25 protein-coding genes, 1 tRNA gene and 1 rRNA gene are annotated in these 25,093 nt (G+C 59.0%); 17 read left to right on the top strand and 10 right to left on the bottom strand.

The features are described 5' to 3' along the window. The first annotated feature begins 17 nt into the window (after window positions 1–17). From AB5Y67_RS19090 to AB5Y67_RS19130, 9 genes are all read left to right on the top strand, one after another. Window positions 18–93, top strand: a tRNA-Thr gene (locus AB5Y67_RS19090). 27 nt (window positions 94–120) lie between these two features. Next, a 5S ribosomal RNA gene (gene rrf / locus AB5Y67_RS19095) occupies window positions 121–235 on the top strand. A gap of 165 nt (window positions 236–400) precedes the next feature. Further along, window positions 401–1,366, top strand: coding sequence for a transcriptional regulator EbgR (gene ebgR / locus AB5Y67_RS19100; RefSeq protein ID WP_019446210.1), 966 nt, complete (start codon window positions 401–403; stop codon window positions 1,364–1,366). Window positions 1,367–1,687: 321 nt separating this feature from the next. Beyond that, window positions 1,688–4,762 carry a beta-galactosidase subunit alpha gene (gene ebgA, locus AB5Y67_RS19105; protein ID WP_199427668.1) on the top strand — a complete coding sequence of 1,025 codons (3,075 nt, stop codon included), beginning with the start codon at window positions 1,688–1,690 and terminating at the stop codon, window positions 4,760–4,762. After that, window positions 4,759–5,214: a beta-galactosidase subunit beta gene (locus AB5Y67_RS19110; protein WP_073348616.1), complete on the top strand. Its 456-nt coding sequence runs from the start codon at window positions 4,759–4,761 to the stop codon at window positions 5,212–5,214. The genes ebgA and AB5Y67_RS19110 overlap by 4 nt, the downstream gene beginning before the upstream one ends. A 103-nt stretch (window positions 5,215–5,317) precedes the next feature. Continuing rightward, on the top strand, window positions 5,318–6,763 hold the full coding sequence (locus tag AB5Y67_RS19115) for an amino acid permease (RefSeq protein ID WP_199427669.1): 1,446 nt from the start codon (window positions 5,318–5,320) through the stop codon (window positions 6,761–6,763). Between the two features lie 76 nt (window positions 6,764–6,839). Then, window positions 6,840–7,178 carry a tRNA-binding protein gene (locus tag AB5Y67_RS19120; RefSeq protein ID WP_069529761.1) on the top strand — a complete coding sequence of 113 codons (339 nt, stop codon included), beginning with the start codon at window positions 6,840–6,842 and terminating at the stop codon, window positions 7,176–7,178. 166 nt (window positions 7,179–7,344) lie between these two features. Then, on the top strand, window positions 7,345–8,790 hold the full coding sequence (locus AB5Y67_RS19125; RefSeq protein WP_199427670.1) for an amino acid permease: 1,446 nt from the start codon (window positions 7,345–7,347) through the stop codon (window positions 8,788–8,790). A gap of 293 nt (window positions 8,791–9,083) precedes the next feature. Further along, complete coding sequence (locus AB5Y67_RS19130; protein WP_058056266.1) at window positions 9,084–10,034, top strand: bile acid:sodium symporter family protein; 951 nt, start codon at window positions 9,084–9,086, stop codon at window positions 10,032–10,034. Between the two features lie 79 nt (window positions 10,035–10,113). Here the strand turns inward: AB5Y67_RS19130 and ovoA are convergent, their stop codons facing one another. After that, entirely contained in the window at window positions 10,114–12,264 is a 2,151-nt protein-coding gene (ovoA, locus tag AB5Y67_RS19135) for a 5-histidylcysteine sulfoxide synthase (protein ID WP_199427671.1), read from the bottom strand. A 363-nt stretch (window positions 12,265–12,627) separates the two neighbouring features. Between ovoA and AB5Y67_RS19140 the strand changes: the two genes are divergently transcribed. From AB5Y67_RS19140 to AB5Y67_RS19170, 7 genes are all read left to right on the top strand, one after another. After that, entirely contained in the window at window positions 12,628–13,350 is a 723-nt protein-coding gene (locus AB5Y67_RS19140) for a head GIN domain-containing protein (protein ID WP_199427672.1), read from the top strand. Window positions 13,351–13,546: 196 nt separating this feature from the next. After that, window positions 13,547–13,912 carry a carboxymuconolactone decarboxylase family protein gene (locus AB5Y67_RS19145; RefSeq protein WP_047439074.1) on the top strand — a complete coding sequence of 122 codons (366 nt, stop codon included), beginning with the start codon at window positions 13,547–13,549 and terminating at the stop codon, window positions 13,910–13,912. After that, window positions 13,912–14,427, top strand: coding sequence for a VOC family protein (locus AB5Y67_RS19150; protein ID WP_047439072.1), 516 nt, complete (start codon window positions 13,912–13,914; stop codon window positions 14,425–14,427). Before AB5Y67_RS19145 ends, AB5Y67_RS19150 begins: the two co-directional genes overlap by 1 nt. Next, window positions 14,424–14,864: a DMT family transporter gene (locus AB5Y67_RS19155; RefSeq protein ID WP_150390092.1), complete on the top strand. Its 441-nt coding sequence runs from the start codon at window positions 14,424–14,426 to the stop codon at window positions 14,862–14,864. The genes AB5Y67_RS19150 and AB5Y67_RS19155 overlap by 4 nt, the downstream gene beginning before the upstream one ends. Continuing rightward, a complete protein-coding gene (locus tag AB5Y67_RS19160) occupies window positions 14,864–15,322 on the top strand; it encodes a DMT family transporter (protein WP_033114721.1) in 459 nt (152 codons plus the stop codon). The genes AB5Y67_RS19155 and AB5Y67_RS19160 overlap by 1 nt, the downstream gene beginning before the upstream one ends. Further along, window positions 15,315–15,644, top strand: coding sequence for a hypothetical protein (locus tag AB5Y67_RS19165; RefSeq protein WP_150390093.1), 330 nt, complete (start codon window positions 15,315–15,317; stop codon window positions 15,642–15,644). The genes AB5Y67_RS19160 and AB5Y67_RS19165 overlap by 8 nt, the downstream gene beginning before the upstream one ends. 69 nt (window positions 15,645–15,713) lie before the next feature. Continuing rightward, window positions 15,714–15,929, top strand: coding sequence for a hypothetical protein (locus AB5Y67_RS19170; protein ID WP_042010302.1), 216 nt, complete (start codon window positions 15,714–15,716; stop codon window positions 15,927–15,929). On the opposite strand, the gene AB5Y67_RS19175 is transcribed toward AB5Y67_RS19170, so the two are convergent. The 3 genes from AB5Y67_RS19175 to AB5Y67_RS19185 all read right to left on the bottom strand — a co-directional run bounded on the left by AB5Y67_RS19175 (window position 15,926) and on the right by AB5Y67_RS19185 (window position 19,054). Then, window positions 15,926–16,855, bottom strand: coding sequence for a LysR family transcriptional regulator (locus tag AB5Y67_RS19175; protein WP_150390094.1), 930 nt, complete (start codon window positions 16,853–16,855; stop codon window positions 15,926–15,928). The genes AB5Y67_RS19170 and AB5Y67_RS19175 overlap by 4 nt on opposite strands. Before the next feature lie 186 nt (window positions 16,856–17,041). Beyond that, the gene (gene fghA / locus AB5Y67_RS19180; protein ID WP_199427673.1) at window positions 17,042–17,878 is read right to left on the bottom strand and encodes an S-formylglutathione hydrolase; all 837 of its coding nucleotides are present in this window, start codon (window positions 17,876–17,878) and stop codon (window positions 17,042–17,044) included. Between the two features lie 48 nt (window positions 17,879–17,926). Beyond that, window positions 17,927–19,054: an S-(hydroxymethyl)glutathione dehydrogenase/class III alcohol dehydrogenase gene (locus tag AB5Y67_RS19185; protein ID WP_199427674.1), complete on the bottom strand. Its 1,128-nt coding sequence runs from the start codon at window positions 19,052–19,054 to the stop codon at window positions 17,927–17,929. Between the two features lie 120 nt (window positions 19,055–19,174). On the opposite strand from AB5Y67_RS19185, the gene AB5Y67_RS19190 reads away from it, so the two are divergent. After that, window positions 19,175–20,080, top strand: a complete 906-nt coding sequence (locus tag AB5Y67_RS19190; RefSeq protein ID WP_042055364.1) for a LysR substrate-binding domain-containing protein — start codon at window positions 19,175–19,177, stop codon at window positions 20,078–20,080. Between the two features lie 439 nt (window positions 20,081–20,519). On the opposite strand, the gene AB5Y67_RS19195 is transcribed toward AB5Y67_RS19190, so the two are convergent. The 6 genes from AB5Y67_RS19195 to AB5Y67_RS19220 form a co-directional block, all read right to left on the bottom strand. Continuing rightward, complete coding sequence (locus AB5Y67_RS19195) at window positions 20,520–20,786, bottom strand: hypothetical protein (RefSeq protein ID WP_123174018.1); 267 nt, start codon at window positions 20,784–20,786, stop codon at window positions 20,520–20,522. A 314-nt stretch (window positions 20,787–21,100) separates the two neighbouring features. After that, complete coding sequence (locus tag AB5Y67_RS19200; RefSeq protein WP_123174017.1) at window positions 21,101–21,562, bottom strand: preprotein translocase subunit SecB; 462 nt, start codon at window positions 21,560–21,562, stop codon at window positions 21,101–21,103. Continuing rightward, window positions 21,555–22,082, bottom strand: coding sequence for a type II toxin-antitoxin system MqsA family antitoxin (locus tag AB5Y67_RS19205; protein WP_123174016.1), 528 nt, complete (start codon window positions 22,080–22,082; stop codon window positions 21,555–21,557). The genes AB5Y67_RS19200 and AB5Y67_RS19205 overlap by 8 nt, the downstream gene beginning before the upstream one ends. A gap of 10 nt (window positions 22,083–22,092) precedes the next feature. Beyond that, a complete protein-coding gene (locus AB5Y67_RS19210) occupies window positions 22,093–22,542 on the bottom strand; it encodes a hypothetical protein (RefSeq protein WP_236271989.1) in 450 nt (149 codons plus the stop codon). 181 nt (window positions 22,543–22,723) lie between these two features. Further along, entirely contained in the window at window positions 22,724–23,611 is an 888-nt protein-coding gene (locus AB5Y67_RS19215; RefSeq protein WP_270659585.1) for a hypothetical protein, read from the bottom strand. Next, entirely contained in the window at window positions 23,611–25,083 is a 1,473-nt protein-coding gene (locus tag AB5Y67_RS19220) for an AAA family ATPase (RefSeq protein WP_193860883.1), read from the bottom strand. Before AB5Y67_RS19220 ends, AB5Y67_RS19215 begins: the two co-directional genes overlap by 1 nt. Window positions 25,084–25,093: the final 10 nt, after the last annotated feature.

A 25,093-nucleotide genomic window follows, 5' to 3' on the forward strand; every position in this document is an offset into this window, starting at 1 on the left:
TCTTTACCGGTTAGTGTGCTGATATGGCTCAGTCGGTAGAGCGCATCCTTGGTAAGGATGAGGTCCCCAGTTCGATTCTGGGTATCAGCACCATTTTTAAGTTAGTTTTAAAAGCTTTTGCCTGACGGCAATAGCGCCGTGGAACCACCTGATCCCATGCCGAACTCAGAAGTGAAACGCGGTAGCGCCGATGGTAGTGTGGCATTCGCCATGCGAGAGTAGGACACTGTCAGGCACCTATTTAGAAGAGGCCTCCCATTCGGGAGGCCTTTTTGCATTTCTGCGTTCCAAAAATCTGACATGCCGTCGGCATTTTAGTAAAAGTGCTGGGCTATCAAGGGATTGCCCGTTACTCTTTAGCCGTTGCCGATTAACACGTGATGCTGCCAGCGAGGTATTGATGGCTACGTTGAAGGAAATTGCACAGGAAGCGGGGGTTTCTCTCGCCACGGTATCCCGGGTACTGAACGAGGATCCCAGCCTGAGCGTCAAGGAAGAGACCAAGCAGCGGATCTTCGAGATTGCCGAACGGCTGGAGTACAAAACCAGCAGCGCCCGCAAGGGGGTACACAAGAGCAAGCTGCACTTTCTGGTGGTCTATGCCTATCCCCAGAGTACCGAGGTCAACGATCCTTACTATCTCGCTATCCGTTATGGCATCGAGACCCAGAGTGCCCGCCTCAATATCGAGCTGACTCATCTCTACAACTGTGGTGAAGGGCGCGAGCTGAGCGCCGTGGATGGCATTCTGGTTGTCGGCACACTCACAGCCGAACGTCTCGTCCAGCTAAGGGCTTGTTCCAGCCAGCTGGTGTTTGTCGACTGCCGTTCACAGGGAGAGTTCGACTCGGTCGATGTGGATCTCGCCCTGATCAGCCAGCAGGTCGTCGATTACTTCATCGCTCAGGGACACCAGCGCATCGGTTATATCGGTGGCCAGGATGAGAATCCGGATCTGCGCGAACTGGCCTTCCGGGATTATGGTCAGCGGCTGGGGGTGGTGCAAGAGAACGACCTCTATCGTGGGGACTTCTCCAGTGCCTCCGGCTACCAGTTGGCGAAGGAGATGCTGGCAGGGGATTGGCCCAAGGCGCTGTTCGTTGCCTCCGACTCCATCGCCATCGGCGTGCTGCGTGCCATTCATGAGAAGGGACTGGCGATTCCCCAGCAAATTGAGCTTATCAGCGTCAACGATATTCCAACCGCCAAGTTCACCTTCCCGCCGCTCTCTACAGTGCGGATCCACTCCGAGTTGATGGGCTCCCAGGGGGTCAATCTGTTGGTCGAACGGCTGCGTGACGAGCGTGATATTCCACTTCGGGTGCTGGTGCCGAGCAAGTTGACCCTGCGTGGCACCACTCGCTGATTTTAGTAAAACATTCTGCTTTTTAGTCGCGCCATCTTGCGGTGGTGCGACACATCTCCCAAGCAAACCTCTTTCCCATATCATCCAGTAACTTCATATCATATTGTTTTATAGTTGATTTTATTGCTAATCAGCCAACTCTTATCAACATCCATGCCACTCATCCATATCTTGCCCTCCTTTATCTCCCGCTTCTGATCTCGCTCACAAAACCATCTGTTCATTGTGATCAGGTTAAAACTTTACCTATCCAAAGCTGATATTTAGTAAATGTTTATCTAGAGTTTACCCAGTTAACGTTGCCTTGTTCCGGGAGGACATGTGAATAACTGGGAAAACGTCCAATTCGTAGGTGAAAACAGGCTGGCCCCGCGTGCCTACTTCTTCTCTTATGCCGACCACGGGCTGGCGGCTACCATGCAGCGCGAGCTGAGCCGCCGTTTTCTGAGCCTTGGCGGCCAGTGGCAGTTCCACTACTTCGACCACCCCCTGCAGGTGCCGGAGGCCTTCTATCACAGCCCCATGAGCGAGTGGGGCCAGATCACCGTGCCCAACATGTGGCAGATGGAAGGACATGGCCAGCTGCAGTACACCGACGAAGGTTTTCCTTTCCCCATCGACGTCCCCTTCGTGCCGACCAACAACCCCACCGGCGCCTATCAGCGCAGCTTCACGCTGAGCCCGGCCTGGGACGGCGAGCAGGTGATCATCAAGTTTGACGGGGTAGAGACCTACTTCGAGGTCTATGTGAACGGCCACTATGTCGGTTTCAGCAAGGGCAGTCGCCTCACCGCCGAGTTCGATATCAGTGCCTACGCCAACATCGGCGAGAACCTGCTGTCGGTGCGGGTGATGCAGTGGGCCGACTCCACCTATATCGAAGATCAGGACATGTGGTGGATGGCGGGGATCTTTCGCGACGTCTATCTGGTGGGCAAACCGGCCGCCCATGTGCAGGACTTCTTCATCCGCACCGCGCTGGCCGATGACAATCTGAGCGCTACCCTGAGCTGCGATATCCAGCTGGAAAATCTGGGGGCGCCTGTCCGTGATCACCGTCTGGTCTGGTCGCTGCTGGATCAGGGCAGCGAGATCGCCAGTGGCACACTCGACAATCTCGCCATCGACGGCAAGTGTGATTGCCGCTTCACGCTGGATCTGGCCAATCCCCATCTGTGGAGCGCCGAAGATCCTTACCTCTACCAGCTGCAACTCTCCCTCTACAACGGTCGGGGTGAGCTGCTGGAAGTGATCCCGCAGCGGGTCGGGGTGCGTGAGATCAAGGTCAAGGATGGCCTCTTCTACGTCAACGGCCACTATCTCAAGTTGCACGGGGTGAACCGTCACGACAACGACCACCTCAAGAGCCGCGCAGTCGGTATGGACCGTGTTGAACGCGATATCGTGCTGATGAAGCAGCACAACCTCAACTCGGTACGTACCGCCCACTATCCGAACGACCCGCGTTTCTACGAGCTGTGCGACCAGTACGGTCTGTTCGTGATGGCGGAGACCGACGTGGAGACCCACGGCTTTGCCAACGTCGGCGATCTCAGCCGCATCACCGATGACCCCTTCTGGGAGCCGGTGTTCGTGGATCGCATCGAGCGCCACGTGCACGCCCAGAAGAACCACCCCTCCATCATCATCTGGTCGCTCGGCAACGAGTCCGGCTACGGCTGCAACATCAGAGCCATGTACCAGCGCTGCAAGGCGATCGACCCGACCCGCCTGGTGCACTACGAAGAGGATCGCGATGCCGAGGTGGTGGACGTGGTGAGTACCATGTATTCCCGCGTCTCCCAGATGAACTGCTTTGGCGAGTTCCCGATGGCGAAGCCGCGCATCCTCTGCGAATACGCCCACGCCATGGGCAACGGCCCGGGTGGCCTGAGCGAATACCAGCAGGTGTTCGACCGTCATCCCCACATTCAGGGCCACTACATCTGGGAGTGGTGCGATCACGGCATTCTGGATCAGGACGAGCAGGGCCGCCCCGTTTACAAGTACGGCGGCGACTACGGCGACTACCCCAACAACTACAACTTCTGCATGGATGGCCTCATCTATCCGGATCAGACCCCGGGGCCGGGCCTGCGCGAATACAAGCAGGTGATCTGCCCGGTCAAGGTGCGCGCCCTGGATCTGGTGAGCGGCAAGCTGGAAGTGGAAAACCGCTACTGGTTCTCCAATCTCGACGACATCCGTCTGCTGGTCGAGGTGAAGGCCGAAGGCGAGCTGCTGGCCAGCCAGCAAATTCGGCTGGAGGGGGTTGCCCCCGGTGCCACCACAGAGCTGCAGCTCGAACTGCCCACGCTTGATACGCGGGAAACTTTCGTCCAGCTGCGGGTCATCAAGACCACCGCCACCCGTTACAGTGCCGCGGAGCACGAGCTGGGCCAGTACCAGTTCCAACTGAAGGCATCGACTCGCCAGCTGCAGCCCTTTGCCTATCCCAACGCGACTGCGTTGCAGATTGCCGACGAGCGCCTCGCGCTGACCCTGAGCGGTAGCGGCTTTGCCCTGCGCTTCTCGCGCCTCGACGGCAAGCTGGTGAGCTGGCAGCAGGATGGTATCGAGCTCATCGAGCGAGCCCCACGCCTCACCTTCTTCAAGCCGATGATCGACAACCACAAGCAGGAGTACGAGAGCCTGTGGCACCCGAACCACCTGCAGATCATGCAGGAGCACTTCCGCACTCTGAGCTGGCGTCAGCTGGGCGAGGCGGTCGAGGTGACGGTGGAGAGTCTGATCGCGCCGCCGGTGTTCGACTTCGGCATGCGCTGCCGCTACGTCTACACCCTGAGCCCGAACGGCCAGCTGCATGTGGCGCTGTCCGGTCAGCCCTACGGCGGTTATGACGACATCATCCCCAAGATCGGCTTCGAGCTGGGCATTCGTCAGGATCTCGACAGGGTGCACTACTACGGCATGGGGCCGGGTGAAAACTATCAGGACAGCCGCCAGAGCAACTGGATCGACAGCTTCCAGAGCACAGTCGGCGAGATGTGGGAGCACTACCCCTTCCCGCAAGACAACGGCAACCGCCAGCAGGTGCGCTGGGCGACCCTGACCAACCGCCACGGCGCCGGTCTCTACGTCCGGCCCGATGCCCCCATCAACCTGAGCGTCTGGCCCTACAGCTGGGAGCATATCCACGCGGCGCAGCACATCAACGAGCTGGAACCCTGTGGCTATCTCACCCTCAATCTGGATCACAAGGTGCTGGGGCTCGGCTCCAACTCCTGGGGCTCCGAGGTGCTGGACTCCTGGCGGGTGCGCTTCGAGCCATTCAGCTTCGGCCTGACCCTGCTGCCCATCGCCCGTGGCAACCTCAATCCGGCTGCGCTGGCCGGGCTCGATCTCACCATCAACGGCGGGAGGAACCTCGCATGATCACCCTGGACAACCTGACCCTGTTCAAAAACATCTACCGGGAGGGCAAGAAGTGGGGCCGCTGCGTGGAGGCCATCAACAACCTGGCCAACCTCAAACCCGGTATCTGCCACTCCATAGGTGACTCCCTCACCTACCGCTTGCAGGAGGGGGCCAGCCCGGCCACCTCACTGTTCGAGGGGCAGCGCCGCTACTTCGACGTTCACTACTACCTGGAAGGGGAAGAGACGGTGGAGTGGGCAGCCAAGAGCGAGCTGCGGGTCGAGCAGGCCTATGACGACACCACCGACCGCGAGTGGCTGGCAGGCGAGGTGCGTGAGCGCCAGCAGGTCGGCAATGGGCAGGTGGTGATCTTCGAGAACGACGAGGCCTACCGCTTCGTCGGCGATGCGCCGGTGCGCAAGGTGATCATCAAGGTCACCGTCGAAGGCGGCTACTTCAAGAACAAATAACAAGCCGCCGGTTCTGCACTGATAAAAGCCGGAAGGGCGGGGCTCACCCTACAAATCATGCCCCGCCCTTTCGCGGCAATAACTACAGGTCTGGAGATGCACCATGTCTGATTCCAAACGCAATACGATAGGCAAGTTTGGTCTGCTGTCGCTCACCTTCGCGGCGGTATTCAGCTTCAACAACGTCATCAACAACAACATCGAGATCGGTCTGGCCTCCGCCCCGATGTTCTTTCTGGCCACCATTTTCTACTTCATTCCGTTTTGCCTGATCATTGCGGAATTTGTGTCACTGAATAAGAACTCCGAAGCGGGGGTGTATGCTTGGGTGAAGAGTTCCCTCGGCGGTCGCTGGGCCTTTATCTCCGCCTACACCTACTGGTTCGTGAACCTCTTCTTCTTCACCTCCTTGCTGCCGCGGGTCATCGCCTACGCCTCCTATGCCTTTCTCGGCTACGAGTACATTCTCACTCCGGTGGCGACCACGGCATTGAGCATGGTGCTGTTTGCCTTTGCCACCTACGTCTCCACCAACGGCGCCAAGATGCTCGGCCCCATCACCTCGGTGACCTCGTCCCTGATGCTGCTGCTGACCCTCTCCTACATCCTGCTGGCGGGTGCGGCACTGGTGGGCGGCGTGCAACCGGCCGATCCCATCACGGTAGAGGCCATGATCCCCGATTTCAGCTGGGCCTTCCTCGGCATCACCACCTGGATCTTTATGGCAGCCGGTGGCGCCGAGTCGGTGGCGGTCTACGTCAATGACGTGAAGGGCGGCTCCAAGTCCTTCGTGAAGGTGATCATCATCGCCGGGATCTTTATCGGCGTGCTCTACTCCATCGCATCGCTGTTGATCAACGTGTTCGTGCCGAGCGGCACCCTGAAATATACCGGCGGCTCGGTGCAGGTGTTTGAAGGGCTGGCGGCTTACTTCGGTCTGCCTGAGATCCTGATGAACCGCTTCGTCGGGCTGGTCTCCTTCACCGCCATGTTCGGCTCCCTGCTGATGTGGACGGCGACCCCGGTGAAGATCTTCTTCTCCGAGATCCCGGCCGGCATCTTCGGCAAGAAGACGGTCGAGCTCAACGAGAACGGCGTGCCCGCCCGTGCAGCCTGGATCCAGTACCTCATCGTGCTGCCGCTGATGGTGATCCCGACCCTGGGCTCCAACACAGCGCAGGATCTGATGAACACCGTCATCAACATGACCGCTGCCGCTTCCATGCTGCCGCCGCTGTTCATCATGCTGGCCTACCTCAATCTGCGGCTGAAGCTCGACCACCTGCCGCGGGAGTTCAAGATGGGCTCGCGCTCCACCGGCATCGCCGTGGTGTCGGTGCTGATCGCCATCTTCTCGGTGGGCTTCCTCGCCTCCACCTTCCCGACCGGTGCCGACATCATGACCATCATCTTCTACAACGTCGGCGGGATCGTGATCTTCCTCGGCTTCGCCTGGTGGAAATACAACAGATACGAGGCCTCCCTCAGCGCCGAAGCGCGTGCCAAAGAGGCCCAGCCGGCAGCGCAGGTTGCCATGCAGACGCCATAAGCACGGCATTGAATACCAATCAAACCGGGTGGCCGTTGGCCACCCGCAAACCGTTGAACCAGAAAAGGAAAAGAGCATGAGCGAGACGATCGAGTTTGCCGAATTCAAACGGGTCGAGATGAAGGTGGGCAAGGTGCTGGAGGTGGTGCGCCACCCCGGGGCCGACAAACTCTACATCGTCCAGATCGACGTGGGTGGCGAGCGGCCGCTGCAGACCGTCACCAGTCTGGTGCCTTACTACAGCGAAGATGAGCTGATGGGCAGCGAGGTGGTGGTGCTGACCAACCTCAAGCCCACCAGGATGCGCGGCGAGCGCTCCGAGTGCATGTTGCTCTGCGCCGAGACCCCGGACGAGAGCCAGAGCGTGCTGTTGCAGCCGCGGGGGCCGATGGCGCCGGGCACCCCGATCGTCTGAACGGTATTGCGAGCCGGTGCGGGAGACTGCACCGGTTCACCAACGAGGTCGTCCACGCGGCCCGATCATAACAAGAGAGTAAAGCGCAGGGCCGACAGACCCTTGCCGAACACATCACAGAGTCACAGCGCTCCCCACAGGGAGCGCGAGTCCACTGGAGGACACCATGTCTGAATCCGTACGCGGCACCATAGGCAAGTTTGCCCTGTTGTCGATGACCTTTGCCGCCGTGTTCAACGTGCGCAACATCGTCAACAACAACATCGAGCTGGGGCTCAGCTCCGCCCCTATTTTCCTGCTGGCGACCATCGTCTACTTCATCCCGTTCGTCTTCATCATCGCCGAGTTCGTCTCGGCCAACAAAAACTCCGAGTCGGGGATGTACGACTGGCTTAAAAAACCGCTCGGCACCCGGATGGCCTATCTGGGCTCGTTTCTCTACTGGTTCGTAAACCTGTTCTGGTTCGTCTCTCTGCTACCCAACGTCATCGCCTACGCCTCCTACGCCATGCTGGGCTATGAGTACAGCTTCTCCCCCATGGTCACCTCGATCATCTCCATCGTGCTGTTTGCGGCGGCGACCCATATCTCCACCAAGGGGGCGAGCTGGCTCGGCAAAATTGCCGAAATAGTGGCCTACGGTGTGTTTGCCCTGTTCGCCATCTATGTGCTGGGCGCCCTGATGGCCCTGAGTGGCGATCATGTGCCGGCTCAGCCCATCACGCTGGAGGCGATGACTCCCACCGTCAACTGGGCGACCCTCGGCATCATGTGCTGGATCTTCCAGGCGGCGGGCGGTGCCGAAACGGCGGCGGCCTACCTCAATGACGTGAAGGGCGGCCAGAAGTCCTTCATCAAGGTGATCATCAGTGCCGGTATCGTCATCGGTGCCATGTATGCGGTCGGTTCCCTGTTGGTGAACGTGTTCGTGCCGCGCGAGAGCCTCACCTATGCCGGCGGCATGGTGGAGATCTTCACCGGTATGGCGCAGTATTTCGGGCTCTCCGAGGCGCTGGTGGGCCGCTTCGTCGGCGTGGTGCTGTTTATCGCCATGTTCGGCTCCATGATGATGTGGACCTCGGCGCCGGTGAAGATCCACTTCTCCGAGATCCCGCAGGGGGTTTACGGCGAGAAGACCACCCAGCTCAACGAGCACGGCGTGCCGGTGCGCGCCGCCTGGTGGCAGTTTGTCTTCGTGTTCGCGATGCTGGTGGTCAACGGCTTCGGCTCCGAGTCGGTGCAGCAGATGATGAACACAGCCATCAACCTCACCGCTGGCACCGCCATGTTGCCGCCGATCTTCATCATGGTGGCCTACTTCGTGTTCCGCTGGAAACATGACGACACCCCGCGCGACTTCCGCATGGGTTCGCGCACCTTCGGCATGGCGGTGGTCTCGGTGCTGATCGCCATCTTCGTGGTGAGCATGAGCGCCTCCGCCTTCCCGAGCGGGGTGGATCTGGTGCGCGCCTTCTTCATCAACGTCTTTATGACCGCGGTCTTCTCGGCACTGGCCTACTGGTGGATCTCCCGCTTCGAGAAGCGGCAGGCCCGCAAGCTCGCCAGCAATGAGAAGAAAAGCGGCAACGGCAAGCTGGCCAGCCAGCGCTGATCGGCTGGGTGAAAAAGCGTGACGGGCGGCCTTGGTCGCCCGTTTTTTTATCCATTTCGCGCCGGTTTGGCGCTATCTGGCCGCGGGTCAGCAACTTCCGCTATTCGACAAAGCAAAGGCGTTAAGCATTGATGAACAATTAACCGCTGCACAACGTTGCGCCTCTCCGTTATCGGGGTAAGCTGGAGGTTCGTTTTAGCGGGAGGTGCCAGACATCTCCCGCTCTGTTTCTTGTCCTCCCCAATCCTGACTGCCGTCACGGCAGCAGGATGCCCTTCTGATGGAGACCTTTCGTGCGTCTGGATCCCTTTACTGTTGTGCTGATTGCTGTGGTCACCCTGGCCTCCCTCTTTCCCTGCGAGGGGCAGGTAGCCGTCTGGTTCGGTCTGCTGACCAAGCTGGCGGTGGCGCTCCTGTTCTTCATGCATGGCGCCAAGCTGTCGCGCCAGAACCTGCTGGCGGGCCTCGGTCACTGGCGGCTCCATCTGGTGGTGATGCTCAGCACTTTCGTGCTGTTTCCGCTGCTCGGGCTGCTGCTCACCCCGCTGGTGCCGAGCTGGCTGAGCCCGGCTATCTACCTCGGCTTCCTCTATCTCTGCGCCCTGCCTGCCACCGTGCAGTCGGCCATCGCCTTCACCTCGATGGCGGGGGGCAATGTGTCGGCGGCGGTGTGCAGCGCCTCGGCCTCCAGCATCCTCGGCATCTTCCTCTCGCCAGTGCTGGTGGGGATGATGATCCACGTGCAAGGGGAGGGGATCGACACCTGGCACTCCATCCAGTCCATCATGATGCAGCTGATGCTGCCGTTTGTGGTCGGCCACCTGTCGCGCCCGCTGATCGGTCGCTGGGTCGACAGTCACCGGCCGCTCATCGGCAAGCTGGATCAGAGCTCCATCCTGCTGGTGGTCTATGTCGCCTTCAGCGAGGCGGTGGTACAGGGGATTTGGCACCAAGTAGGCTGGTACGATCTGGCCAGTATTGTGCTGCTGAGCTGCGTCTTGCTGGCGCTGGTGCTCTGCTGGAACGTCTGGATCAGCCGTCGCCTCGGCTTCGACAAGGCGGACGAGATCACCATCGTCTTTTGCGGTTCGAAGAAGAGTCTCGCCAACGGGGTGCCGATGGCCAACGTCATGTTCCCGGCCGCCAGCGTCGGGGTGATGGTGCTGCCGCTGATGATCTTCCACCAGATCCAGCTGATGGTCTGCGCCGTGCTGGCGCGCCGCTATCACGAGCAGGGGCATTGATACTCGCGCCGTTTTGACTGCCATAACAAGAGGGAGGCCCGTTGGCCTCCCTCCTCTCATCTGCATGCCGAGCGGCGGATTAGCGTTTGCGCCAGACGGTGAGCTGCGCCACCGTGTGCTGGTATTTTCGGGCGGTCTCGCGGATGACGAAAGGTACATCCCGGGGCGGGCAGTGCTCCTCGAACTCCGCCGCCAGCAGCCGTTGCAGCGCCTGATAGGTGGTGAGCGCCTCGCCGTTTTCGCGAATGCCGCCGAGCCAGTTGGCGGGCGGGGTATATTCCGCCAGCCAGGTATAGGGGCTGGTGAGCACCAGCAGGCCACCGCTGCGCAGTCGGGGAGCGATGTCCCGCAGGAAGCGGGCGGGCTCCCGCAGCCGGTCGATCAGGTTGGAGGCGAGCACCAGATCGTAGTGGTCATATTTGGGCTTGAGGTTGCAGGCATCCCCCTGACTGAAGTGGATGCGCTCAGCCTGACTCGCCCCCAGCCCGTGGCTCGACAGGCGTGCCTCGCAATACTCCACCAGTTCACCCTCCAGCGGAATGGCGTAGCGGAAGCTGTCCTGGCTGGCGAGGGCCAGCGCCACATCGATGAAGCGGGCCGAGTAGTCGACCCCGTCCACATGCTGGAAGTGGCGAGCCAGTTCGAAGCTGGCGCGGCCGGTGGCACAGCCGATATCCAGTGCCCGCTGGTGGTTGCTGCAGAGCTCGCCAGCAAGATCAGCAAGCGTCTTGGCGTAGTTGGCGACCCCGAAGTGGCTCGGGCCGTACTGGAAGTCGAGGTACTGAGCGACCAGCGTGTCGGTTTCATAGGGATTCACGATAACGGGTTCCTGATAACGGGAGACCAGATAGCGGAAACCCGCATGCTGGAAGAAGTGACGCCGGAAGGCATAACGGGATGATTTGAGCGCTTCGTTGCCCGTACTGATCCAGCTGCCCCCCTTGATCAGGGTGTGCTTGCCATCAAAGGTGGGGGTGGAGAAATCGTCGTAGAGCGGGTGGATTTTAAAGCCGTCGAAACCGTCGATGGCGGTGCTGGTCCACTGCCAGACATTGCCTACCAGATCGAAGAACTCCCCTTGCGGGCAGGTATCCACCGGGCAGGAGGAGGCAAAACGGGCCAGATTGATATTGCCGGGGGACTGTGTCCAGTCCGGCTGATCGCCGGGTAGCTGCTCGCGCAGCAGCATCCACTCCGCCTCGCTCGGCAGCTGGATGGGGAGTCCGGTCCGGGCTGCCTTCCAGCGACAGAAGGCAGCCGCTTCCAGCTGGTTGACCTCGACCGGCCAGTCCCAGGGCATGGCGACCTGCTCGGTCATCAGCCGCAGCTGCAACTGCCCGGGTTCGGCGGGGTCACCCACCCAGAAGGTGGGCATCTGCGCCTTGGCGTACTGGCACCAGCCCCACCCCTCCTCATCCCACCACTGTTGCTGGCCGTAGCCGCCCGTCTGGACGAAGGCGAGGTACTCGGCATTGCTCACCAGCATGCGGCTGGCCTGAAACGGGGCCAGCTCAATATGGCGCTCGCCATATTCGTTGTCCCAGCCGTAGGTGGCGTCCTGCTTGCCAAGGCGCACCTTGCCGCCGGCCACCGGCAGCAGGCTGTTGGCAGGCACCTGATCAATGCGGCGGCGGGCTTCGGTACAGGCGGGCCAATAAGGCTGCGGCCGCACCCAGGCGAGTGGCAACTGGCGGATCAGCACACTGGAGGTCTCGAGGTGGATGCGCTCGTGCTCTATCCCCATCAGGATCACCCAGGCCGGGCTCTGCCAGTCGATGGGCAGGGTGAGCGGCATCTGCCGGATGAAGTCGCACACCAGTGTACGGACTCTGGCTCGATAGCTGCGCAGCTCGGTAACCTTGGGCCAGTCGTAGTGGGTCTCGTCCAGATCATCCCAGCTCATCTCGTCCACCCCGATGGCGACCATGGCCTCGATGCGGGCATCCAGCCGCTGATCGATCAGGCGTGCCGCCAGCAGCTTGTTGATAAAGAAGGCGGCGGTGTGGCCGTAGTAGAAGATGAGCGGATGGCGCAGCGGGATCGCCTTGTTGAACCAGGCCCGCTCATCGGCCAGACAGTCGAACAGCGAATCGTAGAGATCGAAGGTCTGGCAAAAGTAGGTGAGCAGCTCGCGCCGTTTCTGCTCGGGATCGCTGCCGGTCAGCAGCGGGGTGCGAGTCGGTTCCGGCAGACCGATGGCGGTGGCATAGAGAGGGCTTGCTTGGGTCACGCTCTGACTCCTTGTTGGCAGTGAAGACTGACAAGACAGTGGTAATTACATTACCGCAATGGAGAGCTTGGTACGCACGAAGTACCACTATTGGCTCAACAGACCGGCAGGGCAATTAAAAACTTCCACGGGCTGTCAGCATAGTGACCGGCAGGACGACCCGCCAATCAGCCACAATCATATCCGTTCGAGAATGGTTATTTTCACCAAAATATGGTCTAAATGGCTCTCTTAATTCTTCGGTTTGTTCTGGGTGAAATAGTTATTTCCTTTTGAATCATTATGTTAATTTTTGGCTCACGCTTTGCAGAGCATGAAAACCAATTGGCCCTGGATGGCCAACACATAAGGAGGAGAGTAGCGATGAAATGGATGATGGTTGTCATGTTGATGGCGGGGCTCAGTGGTTGTCACTGGCTGGATCAGACCAGAGTGACCGGCGCGGGGGCTGTGGTCGAGCGCCAGCAGGGGCTCGGTGACGGGGTGACCCGGGTGCTGGCGGGGGTGCCTGCCACCCTCCATCTGGTAGCGGGGGAGCCGCGCGGTATCCTCATCAAGGGGCAGGAGAACCTGCTGCCCTATCTGGTGCTGACCGAGAGCGGCGACAAGCTGGAGATCAAGGTGAAGGAGGGTTACCGGCTCGATCCTACCGAGCCGCTGGAGCTGACCATCACCTTGCCGGTGTTGAACGAACTGGCATTGGCCGGGACCGGCAACGGCGATCTGAGCGGCTTCAAGGGGGATGATCTGGTGCTGTCGGTGGCCGGTACCGGTGACATCGTCGCCAGTCAGCTGGAGCTGAAACGGCTGGAAGGGAATATCGCAGGCACCGGCAGTCTGGAGCTGGGCAGCGGTTCGGCACAGGCCATCGAGCTGAACATTGCCGGTGCTGGCGATGTGCTCGGGAGCGAGATGCGCGGCAAGGAGGTAGAGGTTAATATCGCCGGCAGCGGTGATGTGGCGGTGCGGGCGCAGGAGACGCTGAAAGTCGGCATCGCCGGCTCAGGCAACATCGCCTACTGGGGCGATCCCAAGGTGGAGCAGCAGATCATGGGCTCCGGCGGGGTGACCCGCGCGGGCAGCTGATATCAACCGATCACCACAACTGAAACAGGCCCGCAACGGGCCTGTTTTGTTTTTTCCAACATGGCGCAACTCCCCGTGCCATTTGTGCAAATCCTGCATAAGTGATGTTCCGGTCCGCCGGTTTTTCAATAAATCCCGCTCCCTATAATGCGCCTCATCCGCTACGGCGAACTTATCAACTACTGAGGCGTCACTGATGACTACATTATTACCTTTTGCAAATGCCGTGCTCGATGATCAGGCTCTGGTCAGCGGGCTCAAATCCATCCACCCGACCTGGGGCGACATGACGGTCCGTGTGGCCGGTGAAGCCTGGGGCATGCCGCTGCTCGACCAGAAGACCAAGGCGCTCATCACCATCGCCATCGACCAGATGGCCCTCAACGTCAGCGGTGAAGGCAACCCTTTCGCAGCCCATGTCGATATGGCGCTCAAGCAGGGGGCGACCTGGCAGGAGCTTGAAGAGCTGATCGTCTTCGCATCCGTCTATACCGGTTTCAACAAGGGTGCGACCACCATGGGGGCGCTCAACAAATTGCGTCATGAGCGGGGGGATATCTGATGGCCATTCCAGGACTGAAAAAGCCCGATCATATCGGCTTTACCGTACCCAATCTGGCAGAGGCTATCGCCTTCTTTCGCGACCACTTCGATTTCGAGCTGGCCTATGAATTCGGGCCCTTTGTGGCGAGTGACAACTGGATGGCGGAGCACCTCAACGTGAATGCCCGCGCCGAGATCACCCGTATTGCGGTGATGAATGCCAAAGGGATCAATCTGGAGATCTTCGAGTACGCCAGCAATATCGAGCGCAACCTCAAGGCTCCCAACAACGCCGATATCGGTGGCCACCATCTCGCCTTCTATGTGGATGACATGGCGGCGGCAGTGGCTTACCTGAAGGAGGAGGGGATCGCCGTGCTGGGCGAGCCGACATGTATGACGGAAGGGCCGACAGCAGGGGAGTCCTGGGTCTATTTTCTTGCGCCATGGGGCATGCAGCTGGAGCTGGTCTCCTATCCGCAGGGCAAGGCCTATAGCCGTCAATCACCCGTCGCCCTGTTTGATCCACGATGAACGCGCTCCCGGTTTTGCTAATCGTGATGGCCGGCATGGGCCTCTCCTTCGAAGCGGGCCTGCTGGGCCCGCTTGGTGAACAGGTGGGCCATCTGTGGGCCACCCTGAGCATCTTCGGTGTGGGGGCTGCACTGCTCTGGCTGATCCGTTTCTTCACGGTGCGGGGGCCATCCACAGGGTGGCATGGGGTGCCGAAATGGCAGCTGATCGGTGGCTTGCTCGGCCCCGTCTATGTGGTGGCGCTCACTCTCTCGACCCCCATGCTGGGGGTGGCGATGACGATGATCTGCGTCCTGCTGGGGCAGGTGACCAAGAGCTTTGCCATCGACTACTTCGGCTGGTTTGGCATGCAGAAACGGGCAACCCGTCCTCTGCGGCTGGTGGCACTTGGCTGCATCGCGCTGGCGCTGCTGTTTACCTATCTGGGAGCAAACTGATGGTGCTGATTATCGTGTTGGCCATCGTCTCCGGCATGGCGCTCAGCGCCCAGGCGGCGATCAATGGTCAGTTGGGGTCGCGGGTTGGAGTGGTGCAGAGTTCGCTGCTCACCTTCACCATGGGCACTGTGGTGACCGCCCTGCTGATCTTCTTCTTTGAGCCGCCCTATCAGGCGACCCTGCTCAGCGTGCCGAAGTGGCAGCTGGCCGGAGCCCTGTTCGGCATTGTCTACATGGTGGTGATGGTCGCGGCCATTCCACGGGTAGGGGTCGCCATCGCCACTGTGGCCACCATTCTGGGCCAGATGGTGATGAGTCTGGTGATCGATACCATGGGTTGGCTGGGCAATGCCCCCATCCCCCTCAACTACTGGCGCCTTGCCGCCATGATGGCCGTCGCCGCGGCGCTGCTCTGCATCTATCTGGCGAACCGACAACAGGAACAAGTGAATGAGTGAACAGGCAACAACCCTGATGGTCTTTTTCAATCTCAAACCGGGGGCGAACGAGGCGGATTATCTGGCGTGGGCACGGGAGGTCGATCTGCCCACCGTGAACCGGCTCAACAGCGTCACCTCGTTCGAGGTGTTCAAGGGGCTGAAGATGCTGGGGCAACAGAGTGCGTCGCCGTGGGACTACTTCGAAGTGATCCACATCGAGTCGGAGACGCAATTTCTGCAGGAGATCCTGAGTTCGCAGATGCAGCAGGTGATCCGGCAGTTTGAGGCCTTTGCCACGGATGCCCACTTTATCTGCACCCGGAACATCACCACGCTGTAGCTGGCTCGCCAGTGGTGAAGGGGATACCACTCTTGCCACTGGCTTGGCTGCCACAACATCAGAGGCTTTATGAAAAAACAGCTAGGCGAATACCTGCACGTGCTGGCCATCATCTTTCCACTGACACTGCTGATTCCGAGCTGGATGGCGCCGCTGCTGGCGAGATGGCAGCTCGACCCCGCCGCACCCGTCGCGGTGTTGCTCATCGACAGCGTGATCGTGGCCTGCGCCGTCTTTGTCTTGCTGCCGATGCTGCACAAGCTGACCGGCAGGCTGTCTGGCTAAATCTGTCTGGCATCCCAGTAGCAGGGAGTGCCATATTTTCCCGCCAGAAAATCGATCACCACTCTCACCTTGGCGGCGAGCTGGTCGGTCTCCAGATAAAGTGCGCTGATCACCTGCTGCTCCACGCTGGTGGAGACGGTGAACCGGGTCATGATCGGCTTGAGCCGTCCGGTTTTCAGCTCCTCGCCGATGAGCCAGGTGGGGAACACTACAATCCCGGCACCCGCCACCGCGCCGGCAACCAGAGTATCGGCATTGTTGCTGTAGAGGGTGCCGCTCACCTCATAGGGTTGCAGCTGCTCCTGGCCGATGAACCAGCGTTGCAGGCCATTGCTCCCCTTGAAGACCAGACAGTTGTGCTGCACCAGCTCATCCGGACTGGCCGGTTCGCCATGGCGATTGAGGTAGTCGGTGCTGGCCGCCATCACGTAGTGCTGCTGGCCAAACTGTTTCATCCGCAGGGAGGAGTCTTGCGAGATCCCGATGCGGATCAGCAGGTCGATCGACTCGGCCGCCGGATCGACATAGTGATCCGTCTGCTGCAACTCGACCTTGAGCAGGGGGTAGCGCTCCAGCAATTCGGTCAGATAGGGGGCGATGTGCAGCCGGCCAAAGGCGACCGGCGCGCTGATCCGGATTGTGCCTCTCGGGGTGTCCGCCCGCTGCTCGATCTGGCCGACCACCCGCTCATACTGCTGGAGGATCTCGGCGCACTGTTTGGCAAAGGCGACCCCCTCCTCGGTGAGGGAGATGGAGCGGGTATGGCGGTGCAGCAGCTTGGAGCCCACCTTCTCCTCCAACTGCGCCATCTTGCGCGAGACGGACGAAGGGGTCATATCCTGCCGACGCGCCACATCTGAAAAGCTGCCAAACCGGGTGGTCATCAGAAACAGCTTTATCTCCAACAACGAAACGTCGTAGTTCACGGGATTCCTCCTCCATCGCAATCCTCAAGGGTAATCGGCCGACCTTGGCCAGGGCAAGCCGGTATCATGCGGAGGCTGCTACCACTGATGCTCTGCTCTGGCATGCCGTTACCACGAGCAGCAAGGCGGATCTTGTCCGATCACCACAACACCAACTGAAACAGGCCCGTTACGGGCCTGTTTTGATCAGAGGTGGCGGGCGTGAAAGCGCAGGTGCGCCTCGATAAAGCTCGCCACGAAGTAGTAGCTGTGGTCATAGCCCTCGTGGCGGTTGAGCTCCAGTGGCCACTCCTTGCTGGCGGCCACTTCGGCCAGCGCATCGATATGCAACTGCTCGGCGAGGAAGGGATCATCCAGCCCCACATCTACCAACGTTGGTAGCGGTGTAACCGGCTGGTGGCGCAGCAGCTGGCAGGCATCCCACTCCTGCCACAACAGCGGATTGCTGCCGAGGTAGGCGCCGAGCGCCTTCTGGCCCCAGGGGCAGCGGCTCGGGTGGCAGATCGGGCTGAACGCCGAGACCGAGCGGTAGCGACCGGGCTCTCGCAACGCGGCGATCAGCGCACCGTGACCGCCCATGGAGTGGCCACTGATGGCGCGGTGGGTCGAGACCGGGAAGTGGGTCTCTATCAAGTCAGGCAGTTCGCGGGTGACGTAGTCATACATCTGGTAGTGCGCCTGCCAGGGGCTCTGGCTGGCATTGACGTAAAAGCCTGCCCCCATGCCGAGGTCATAACCGGGATCGTCCGCTACGCCGTCGCCGCGGGGGCTGGTGTCCGGCGCCACCAGGGCGATGCCGAGCTCGGCGGCGATACGCTGGGCGCCCGCCTTCTGCATGAAGTTCTCATCGGTGCAGGTGAGGCCGCTGAGCCAGTAGAGCACGGGCACCTTCTGGCCGGTGAGGGCCTGGGGCGGCAGATAGATGGCAAAATTCATCTCGCAGCCGAGCACGCTGGCGTGGTGGCGATAGCGCTTGTGCCAGCCGCCGAAGCTCTTGTTGCTGCTGATAATCTCCAGATTCATCGAAGGACTCCTGCACCCCGCCCACGATGGCGGGCGGGGTGATCATGCTCAGTAGTGGATGACGGTGCGGATGCTCTTGCCTTGGTGCATCAGAGCGAACGCATCGTTGATCTGCTCAAGCCCCATGGTGTGGGTGATGAAGTCATCGAGGCGGAACTCACCCTGCATGTAGCGCTGCACATAGCCCGGCAGCTCGCTGCGACCGCGTACCCCGCCGAAGGCGCTGCCGCGCCAGACCCGACCGGTCACCAGCTGGAACGGACGGGTGCTGATCTCCTGACCCGCTCCGGCGACGCCGATGATGACCGACTCGCCCCAGCCCTTGTGGCAGCACTCCAGCGCCGCACGCATTACCTTGACGTTGCCGATGCACTCGAAGGAGAAGTCGACGCCGCCGTCGGTCAGCTCGACGATCACCTCCTGAATCGGTTTGTCGTAGTCGTTCGGGTTGATGCAGTCGGTGGCGCCCAGCTTGCGGGCCAGCTCGAACTTGCTCTCGTTGATGTCGATGGCGATGATGCGACCGGCCTTGGCCAGACGAGCCCCGATCACCGCCGAGAGGCCGATGCCCCCCAGACCGAAGATGGCGACGCTCTCACCCTCTTTCACCTTGGCGGTGTTCATCACGGCGCCGATGCCGGTGGTGACGCCACAACCGAGCAGACAGACCTCTTCCAGCGGGGCGGCCGGGTCCACCTTGGCGATGGAGATCTCCGGCAGTACCGTGTATTCGCTGAAGGTGGAGGTGCCCATGTAGTGATAGATGGGCTGGCCATCTTTCGAGAAGCGGGTGGTGCCGTCCGGCATCAGCCCCTTACCCTGAGTGGCGCGGATCTTCTGGCAGAGGTTGGTCTTGCCGGATTTGCAGAACTTGCACTCGCCGCACTCGGGGGTGTAGAGCGGGATCACGTGATCCCCCACCTTGACGCTGGTGACCCCTTCGCCGACCGATTCGACGATACCGCCCCCCTCGTGACCGAGAATGCAGGGGAAGACCCCTTCCGGATCCTCACCGGAGAGGGTGAAGGCATCGGTGTGGCAGACGCCGGTGGCGACGATGCGCACCCGCACCTCGCCCGCTTGCGGCGGCATGACCTCGATCTCTTCGATGGAGAGGGGCTGACCCGGGCCCCAGGCGATGGCGGCTTTACACTTGATGCTTTGAACCTGTGCCATGAATGACATCCTTCTTGTTGAGCAGGGTGAACAGAGATGAGTTCGGACATTCAGTGTAGTTTCCCGTCGATTTGGTGATAATGAGGGCAAATCTCAAATCACTTTTACACACAGGTAATAATGTTCGGCTGGGAAGGGATCTGTGAATTTGTCAGCGTGGCGGAGCAGGGGGGCTTTACCCCGGCGGCGCGCAAGCTGGGGGTGTCGGTGGCGCAAGTCAGCCGTCAGGTGGCGCAGCTGGAAGATCGGCTGCAGGCCAAGCTGCTGCTGCGCACCACCCGTCAGGTGCGGCTCACCGAGCTCGGCGAGATCTACTATCGCCACTGTCGTCAGCTGCTCGACAACCTCTACGAGGCGGAGCTGGCGGTAGGGCGCCATCAGGCGGTGCCGCAAGGAACGCTGCGCATTACGGCCCCCGTCTCCTACGGCGAGAGCCGCATCGCCCCGCTGGTGAATGACTTCATGGTGCGTTTCCCCCAGCTGGAGGTGACCCTCAACCTCACCAACCAGCTGCTGGATCTGGTGCACGAGGGCTACGATCTGGCGCTGCGGCTCGGCCATCTCAAGGATTCGACGCTGGTGGCGCGCAAGCTGGCGCAGCGGGTGCCCTATGTTTGCGCCTCACCGGCTTACACCGCTCGCCACGGCATGCCCAACAGCCTCTCCGAGCTGACCCGCCACACCTGTCTGGTGGGCAACAGCGACGAGTGGCACTTCACCCTGGATGGCCGCCCCCACAGCGTGCGGGTGCGCGGCCTGTTGCAGTGCAACAGCGGCCACGCCCTGCTGGATGCGGCGCTCAAGGGGATCGGCATCATCCAGCTGCCGGACTACTACGTGAGCGACCATCTGGCCCGAGGCGAGCTGATCGAGTTGCTGCCCGAACTGCGGGCCCCGGCCGAGGGGATTTGGGCCCTCTATCCCCACAACCGCCACCTCTCCCCCAAGGTGCGGCTGCTGGTGGACTATCTGGCCGAGCGGCTGAGTGACCCGCACCAACCGGCGCTGGTGATGCCGATAGGCTAGGGCTTCTCTCGCTCGTTGGCTCACTGGTGGAAATCTCATGGCCTGAAAATAAAAGAGCCCTTGAGGAATCAAGGGCTCTTTTGCAGGCAACAACCGGATAGTCAGCGACCCATCATTCGATGTTCTGGATCTGAATGTTGTATAAACATTTTAAGTTAATGAAATTCAATGGCTTATGGCTATTTATTAAGACCTTAAATCCCAATGTGATACCGTTTGTGATACCACATTTGCCACGTACCATCTGACTAAACCGGGGGATTCCACACCGAGTTTTTTTCTGCACAGGACTGACAGGCAAAGCCGTCGTCCATCCAATCGATCGAGTTCAAGGTTCGGCTGTGACTACCACTCTGGAAATAGCTGCGATTGCACCACCTCATTTCGGGACCATACACCTAGGGGCACAGCTCTCCCTTGGGATTTGAGAGTGGTGCTATCAATGACCAACAGCAACTGCGATGTAGCCTTGTTTCGAGTGCGTTTTATATTGTGGGAACGCCAGCCTGAGCTTGCCTGAGTCCACTAACGATTTCAGATACTGCTGCCGGATGGACTGGGCATCTCTCTCGACGATGCTGGCAAGTGCAGAGATGGAGACGAAATGCCCCTGACAAACTTGGATCAGTGCGGCCTCCATGGTGCTGCGGTCTAGGCGCTTCTTCTGGCGCGGTTCGCAAGCCAGCTGGAAGAGATGCTGGCGCATAGTTTCAGTCAGGTGAGCCACATCATCGATATAGGGGGCGTCAAAATGCTCTGAGATTAGCCGCCCGTGCAGATCTCTAGTTGCGTTTTCTGTGGATCCTTCATCGCTATGTGTGGAGCTTGGGTCGTTATATGTGGAGCTCCCTTCGCTATGTGTGGAGCTCTGGCCGCTATATGTGGAGCTCTCTTCGTTATGTGTGGAGCTACCATTACCCATCTCTTGGGATGTTGAGGCAAAAGAGAAAACCTCATCCGGTGTAGGGTGCGAGACACCCGGCAGGGTATAACTCTTTTGCTTGAACTCGCCGCAGATCCCTATTGCCGAGAAAATTGTGTGGTGGGCAGGACGACTCGGGGTAGGCGCAGGCGCTCGCACTGAGAGCTTAGAAATTCACGCCAGTACGGCCAGACATGGTAGCTGGCGTTTTTCAGGGCAAATTCATCGATAGCGGCCTGTTCCAGGGGGACGACCATCTGGTATTCGGCAATATAATCACCCTCAACAAAGGCTTTGACCTCTGGTTCATCGCCTTCGCGTGGCATGATCCAACGTGCCCCGAGACGGATATAGACCCGCAGTAGCTGGCCATCACCCTCGATCTGAATCACTTCGCTACGGCGCACGACGTGCATCTGTTGCACCTGCAGTTCGGTCTGTGCATCAAAAAACTTCGGATCGAATTCATCCTGACTTTGGGCTCGGGTTGCCTTGAGATAGACATCGGCGATGTGCAGGCTCTCAATGGCCTGCTGTAGAGACTTGCTGACTTTAGCCATAACTTACCTCGTTCGAGATCTCATGGCGTTGCACCAAAGCAGCTTTTGCCTGGCGATACTGGGCGAAGCTTACCACAACGACATTTTCCCAGTGTTCGGCCTGGCGTAGGACTTTGGCATCGGCCAGCAGCTTATCCAGCGCGGCGGGGACGTCGGCAGCCAGCCGTAATAACTTATCCATCGCATCGGATTGCATCACGTCGTCCGCTTCGTACTTGGAGAAGGCGACCGGGCCGCCACCAAAAGCTTTGGCGGCATCCTCCTGGCTCAACCCCCAGCGCTTGCGCAGTTCGCGCACTTCGTTGCCGGTCAGTAGACCTTGCACCCGTTTTTTAAATGCGATCATGGCGCGTTTGTTTAAGCGTGCCTCGGTGGCCCCCGCTTGCGCACTGCCACAAGCATCACATACGGCATAGTGGCTTTCGATGGTGCCGTGCTGGCCCAAATGCTCAACGGCCATTAATTCACTGTGGGGGTGTAACAGCCCAGCCCCACAAATCGGACAAGTTTGAATCGTCATCTTGGATCCCTTATTGCGACATATGGCAGGAGACCAGCAGCAAGATTTGCCCCGTCTTACCAATCGCAAACTTCACATAATATTCAAAACGCATCTCTTTGCGCGCCGTGTCGACCCACTCGTTGCGCTGTAGCCGGTAGCCGTCACAGGCTGCCCATGGGCCAGTTGGCCGCTGTACGCACCACTCCGAATTCAGGTAATGGCCTTCGGTAATGGCTTGCTGGAGCAACTGGCGCACATCGGCAATCTCATAACCCAATCCGGTAACATCCTGAATGCACTTGCGTGTCCAGAGAGTGGTCTTGTCATCCCCCGCATCAAGTAACTGCCGCACGTCGTCTACAGGGTAGAGCGGGCCATTGTCGATGTAGATTCGTTCATCTCCGGCTTGATCCGGTGGTTGCCCCGTATAGGCACTAACATTTATCACATTGTTTACCATTATGGTAAGTTTTTCCACTTGTTTTACTGAATGGAGTCCATTGTAGCTGACGGTATAGGCACAAAATACCGGCCTGACCCCCACTTAAACTCGACTTGTTCTGACTCGCTCAGAGCACTGAGGTCAGCCAGGTCTTCGATGCTGAAACAAGTCATGGTTGTTTACTCCGTATATCTGACGGTTGTTGTGGCTGCACGAGTTATGGATGTGATTGCCATGCTGACCCAACAAGAGATAGCCCAGTACCAAGTTGCGCAGGATTAAATAGGCGAGAGCGGTCTTCTAGCAGAACGCGAGGCATCGGGGTGATCGTGGTTGGTGTTCTTCGTTGGTCTAGATCTCGAGGCTCCTCGAAGCCTCTATCATAGATAACCCCCCCCTTGCCCGTGAATAAGCCGCGTTGATGCAAAAGACCGTCTCCAGCATCGTCCAACCAGTACCAGAATAGAGAGACATTTGCAGGTAAATCTCTTTGGAAGTGCGCCAATGCTTGCTCTCGTTGTGTTCTACCTGGCTTTCTCTCTTCCTCGGAAAATACATGGAGCTCAACAGGCTTCAGGCAAAAACGCATTATTTCTAGCAGAGTTTTTCGACAGCCAGGGCGTGTTGGGCAAATGTAGTTGTCATAGATAGTTACCTTTTCGGCATTCAGTAATAAGGCCTTGGCCGCTCCAGCAAGTGATGTCGCGTCACGATTAAACTGAGTATTGAAATCAAAATCGTCATCATCAAGGTCTTGCCAGTTAGCGATGTAGTACGGGCGATTATCTGTCGTTCCGTCAACAACACGGTGGAAAGGTTGGGCTTGATGGCTGTCCACTGCAGCTTCACGCCATGGGGCTCCCGCGTATTCACGGTTAAAGCTAACCAAGCGTGACTCTTTGATCCTGAGGAGTTTCTCTGTTGCTTTATCTATCTGCTGGGCATTTAACGCAGTGGCAAGGTGGTCTGATACCTCTTTAAGCCAGTTTTCAGGGAAGCGCGAGAGAACCGCTCCTTTATCAAATCCCAAACGGGCCTCTAACAGGTTGAGGTCGGCCATATTTCGGATTTGGTTCGGGGAGATAGCAAATTCGAGATGCAGCATTAGAACAGCTCCCCCCGGCGTTCAGCAAAGAAACCATTTGGCCAAGGGGCATCAAATTCCCCTTCGTCAGTTGTCTTGATCGGCAGCAGGCGCGTTTTTCCGTTCTCCTGCTCGCAGAAAATAATCTGGATATCTTCTTTGCGGCAATAACAGCTGTGATTATCAGTGATGTCACCCTCTGCGGATTGGCGGCGTCGCTTAAGCAGCCTTAACATCAGGTGCTCGCTATGGGTTTCTACCAAAAACATCCGTTCTGGATCCTTGCGGCAGGCGTTCAGCATCATATCGGCGAGGCTGAGCTGCCATCTGGGGTGGATATGCAGCTCGGGTTGTTCGCAAGAGACCATCACGCCAGATTGTTCCAGACTGGTGGCGGCAATAAAGGGGAATACTTGAGATACTCCGACACCGACATCACAAGGGCGCAGCGGTGTATTGGCATTAGCTTCGGTTAATTGCACCTGACGCTGTTGTAGCGGAGCCTCTCCTTGAAAGCTGGCTTTGAAGTGATAACTGGAATTGAGCAAATCCACATGGTTGAAGCACTGATTAACCTGCTTGCGATACCCATCAGAACCAAAAGCAAAGTGATCCCAGCCTGCCGTGCCATCGTACCAGCGGCTACTCTTGGGCCTGCTTTCAAGCACAGTTCCTCTTCCAGGCACAATTCTCAATGGGCCTATATGGAGCAAGTTGAGCAGCTTTTGGCCCAGGAGTCGAAGTGGTGCCAGTGCGGCTTGCGATAGTGCTGCTTCGACAAACAGACGAGCTGCCAACGGATGATCAGGATAAATTTCCTCCCATGTGACTTGGGCTCCAGACAAGTCAATTCGTCTGGTAACGGGAGGGAGGGCATCTTGGCCTCGGATATATACGGTTTCCCACTGGCCGGAAGCAAAAACATTTCCTAACTCAAAGGCCTCATCGATGTACCAATGGGGAAGTGGAGCATAGTGAGTAATGGCCACATCGGGTTTGCCCGCTTGCACCTCAAACCGTAGGTAAGTTTGCCCTTGGCTTGAGCACTCGAAGCGGCTGACGAATGCTCTGTGTTTGAAGTCATCCCAGCTGATATCCAGCTCAAATGAGATGATGTCCGCGGTTGCATCCGGCCCGTAGTGTAAGTTGGTTTCAAGCAGCCAATCTTCTGGGGTGGTCAGGAAATCGTGCCAGATATCTGCGGTAGCATCCCGAAAGTCCAACGTAGCGCCCAAGGTAATGGTGTTGTTGAGATCTTTGCCATGCACCAGGTTGTGAAATCCGCCAAGCCAGAGTTGCTCACCGGTAATGGAGCTGTACTGGGGATCAAAATTGCGCTCAACGATCACCTCATAGAGATAGAGCAAGGCTTGCAGCACGGTACTCTTACCGGTGCTGTTGGCACCAAAGAGTAGGGTGATCGGTGCCAGGGGAATATGAGCTGTTTGGGCTATGCCCTTAAACCCGCCTATAGTCAGTGCGCTAATTTTCATCCTGTGCTCC

This window comes from Aeromonas sp. s12 (assembly GCF_040907925.1).
Classification (GTDB): Bacteria; Pseudomonadota; Gammaproteobacteria; order Enterobacterales; family Aeromonadaceae; genus Aeromonas; species Aeromonas veronii.

Coding starts and splice junctions, on each gene's coding strand:
- AB5Y67_RS19120 (WP_069529761.1), top strand. CDS start 6,840: ATGAGCGAGACGATCGAGTTTGCCGAATTCAAACGGGTCGAGATGAAG.
- AB5Y67_RS19205 (WP_123174016.1), bottom strand. CDS start 22,082: ATGACGATTCAAACTTGTCCGATTTGTGGGGCTGGGCTGTTACACCCC.
- AB5Y67_RS19195 (WP_123174018.1), bottom strand. CDS start 20,786: ATGCGCCAGCATCTCTTCCAGCTGGCTTGCGAACCGCGCCAGAAGAAG.
- fghA (WP_199427673.1), bottom strand. CDS start 17,878: ATGAATCTGGAGATTATCAGCAGCAACAAGAGCTTCGGCGGCTGGCAC.
- AB5Y67_RS19125 (WP_199427670.1), top strand. CDS start 7,345: ATGTCTGAATCCGTACGCGGCACCATAGGCAAGTTTGCCCTGTTGTCG.
- AB5Y67_RS19220 (WP_193860883.1), bottom strand. CDS start 25,083: ATGAAAATTAGCGCACTGACTATAGGCGGGTTTAAGGGCATAGCCCAA.
- AB5Y67_RS19155 (WP_150390092.1), top strand. CDS start 14,424: ATGAACGCGCTCCCGGTTTTGCTAATCGTGATGGCCGGCATGGGCCTC.
- AB5Y67_RS19190 (WP_042055364.1), top strand. CDS start 19,175: ATGTTCGGCTGGGAAGGGATCTGTGAATTTGTCAGCGTGGCGGAGCAG.
- AB5Y67_RS19215 (WP_270659585.1), bottom strand. CDS start 23,611: ATGCTGCATCTCGAATTTGCTATCTCCCCGAACCAAATCCGAAATATG.
- ebgR (WP_019446210.1), top strand. CDS start 401: ATGGCTACGTTGAAGGAAATTGCACAGGAAGCGGGGGTTTCTCTCGCC.
- AB5Y67_RS19115 (WP_199427669.1), top strand. CDS start 5,318: ATGTCTGATTCCAAACGCAATACGATAGGCAAGTTTGGTCTGCTGTCG.
- AB5Y67_RS19165 (WP_150390093.1), top strand. CDS start 15,315: ATGAGTGAACAGGCAACAACCCTGATGGTCTTTTTCAATCTCAAACCG.
- AB5Y67_RS19110 (WP_073348616.1), top strand. CDS start 4,759: ATGATCACCCTGGACAACCTGACCCTGTTCAAAAACATCTACCGGGAG.
- AB5Y67_RS19150 (WP_047439072.1), top strand. CDS start 13,912: ATGGCCATTCCAGGACTGAAAAAGCCCGATCATATCGGCTTTACCGTA.
- AB5Y67_RS19185 (WP_199427674.1), bottom strand. CDS start 19,054: ATGGCACAGGTTCAAAGCATCAAGTGTAAAGCCGCCATCGCCTGGGGC.
- AB5Y67_RS19140 (WP_199427672.1), top strand. CDS start 12,628: ATGAAATGGATGATGGTTGTCATGTTGATGGCGGGGCTCAGTGGTTGT.
- AB5Y67_RS19170 (WP_042010302.1), top strand. CDS start 15,714: ATGAAAAAACAGCTAGGCGAATACCTGCACGTGCTGGCCATCATCTTT.
- AB5Y67_RS19160 (WP_033114721.1), top strand. CDS start 14,864: ATGGTGCTGATTATCGTGTTGGCCATCGTCTCCGGCATGGCGCTCAGC.
- AB5Y67_RS19145 (WP_047439074.1), top strand. CDS start 13,547: ATGACTACATTATTACCTTTTGCAAATGCCGTGCTCGATGATCAGGCT.
- AB5Y67_RS19200 (WP_123174017.1), bottom strand. CDS start 21,562: ATGGCTAAAGTCAGCAAGTCTCTACAGCAGGCCATTGAGAGCCTGCAC.